We start from the raw sequence: 1673 nt of genomic DNA on the forward strand, positions 1-1673 counted from the left end.
AGACGGCAAAATCTGTTCCAAAATTATTGAAAAAGATTGCGTGTTTTATGTCAACATGAAGCCGCTGCAAATTGTCGACAGAAGCTGCCGGTTTTTTGGATCAAGCTATGCGGGAAGAAAAGCAGGAACTTATGAAGTGACAAAAATTTCACACAAGCCGCCAATCATGGTGGACCCTTCGAACCAAATCTTTTTATTCCCTACACTTTCTTCGACAAGACCCCAATGCGGCTGGATTTCCCATGTGCATGTAAAAGAATTCAAAGCGACTGAATTCGACGATACGGAAGTGACGTTTTCGAATGGGAAAACGATGGAGCTGCCGATCTCTTATAATTCGTTCGAGAACCAGGTATACCGAACAGCGTGGCTTAGAACCAAATTCCAAGACAGAATCGACCACCGCGTGCCGAAAAGGCAGGAATTTATGCTGTACCCGAAGGAAGAGCGGACGAAGATGATTTATGATTTTATTTTGCGTGAGCTCGGGGAGCGGTATTAGAAAATAGAAAGGAGCTGACCCACAGGGCAGCTCCTTTCATAAAGCTATGCCGTCGGAATTCCTCCGGTGATGCCATATACCTGAGATGTCACATAGCTTGAATTCTCTGAAGCTAGAAATACATAAACATCGGCCAATTCCACTGGCTGCCCAGCGCGATTTAATGGAGCTGGCGGCGTGCCTTGTCCGAATTTCGGGATGTTTTCCGTCGGCTGTCCGCCGGAAATTTGCAGCGGTGTCCAAATTGGTCCGGGCGCAACTGAATTTACTCTGATGCCTTTGGAAGTAAGCTGTTTTCCCAGTCCAACGGTAAAGCCGATAATGGCGTTTTTCGTTGCTGCGTAATCTAACAGCATCGGGCTTGGATTATAGCCTTCAACTGAGGTAGTTGTGATAATTGAAGCTCCCTCCGGCAAATACGGAAGCGCCGCTTTTACAACCCAGTAAAGGGAAAAGACGTTCACTTCAAATGTTTTATAGATTTGTTCAGTAGGCAGATCTTCGATGTTTTCGACCGCTTGCTGTTTGCCTGCAACGAGCGCTAGCACATCAAGTCCTCCGAGCTCCTGCTGCGCCTGTTTGACTAGATCTTGGCAAAAGGATTCGTCGCTCAAGTCTCCGGGGATCAGCACTGCTTTTCGGCCTTCTGCTTCAATCAGCTCTTTTACCTCTTCAGCATCTGGCTGTTCCTCGGGCAAGTAGTTAATGGCCACATCGGCACCTTCTCTGGCGTAAGCAATCGCGGCAGCGCGGCCGATACCGGAATCGCCGCCCGTGACAAGCGCTTTTCGACCCGTTAGTTTACCTGATCCTTTGTAGCTTTTTTCTCCGCAATCAGGGACAGGCTTCATGTTCTTTTGCAGGCCTGGCGGCTCTTGATATTGTTCAGGAAATTCATCATGAAAAAATGCTTTTACAGGATTCGTAAGATTTGAATCAGACATCATCAACGCTCCTTTTCTGTTTGGTGTACATTCGTATGTGTACCCCTGAGCATAAGCAGAAAAACATGTTTTGGCAGTTTGAATAGGTAAGGAAAAAGAAGACAAGAAAAAACAAATGCTTCTTCGATATTTATCTTTACAAATAAGAATATATGAGTTATGATAAATTCAAGCTCTAAATACACTAAATATTGGGTGATGGGTGAATAAATCGTACTTATAAAAGC

At 45.3% G+C, this 1673-nt stretch carries 3 protein-coding genes; 1 reads left to right on the forward strand and 2 read right to left on the reverse strand.

All coding sequences use genetic code 11. The features are described from left to right. Window positions 1–502 (forward strand): competence transcription factor ComK (gene comK / locus RAC86_RS38440; RefSeq protein ID WP_377886926.1); only part of this gene is annotated, 502 nt, incomplete at its 5' end. Between the two features lie 44 nt (window positions 503–546). Here the strand turns inward: comK and RAC86_RS38445 are convergent. Further along, the gene (locus tag RAC86_RS38445; RefSeq protein ID WP_377886927.1) at window positions 547–1446 is read right to left on the reverse strand and encodes an SDR family oxidoreductase; all 900 of its coding nucleotides are present in this window, start codon (window positions 1444–1446) and stop codon (window positions 547–549) included. Window positions 1447–1448: 2 nt separating this feature from the next. Beyond that, window positions 1449–1673, reverse strand: a 225-nt coding sequence (locus RAC86_RS38450; protein WP_377886928.1) for a hypothetical protein, incomplete at its 5' end; no start/stop codon positions are given.

It is taken from the genome of Bacillus sp. LR_5 (assembly GCF_042709275.1).

Coding starts and splice junctions, on each gene's coding strand:
- RAC86_RS38445 (WP_377886927.1), bottom strand. CDS start 1,446: ATGTCTGATTCAAATCTTACGAATCCTGTAAAAGCATTTTTTCATGAT.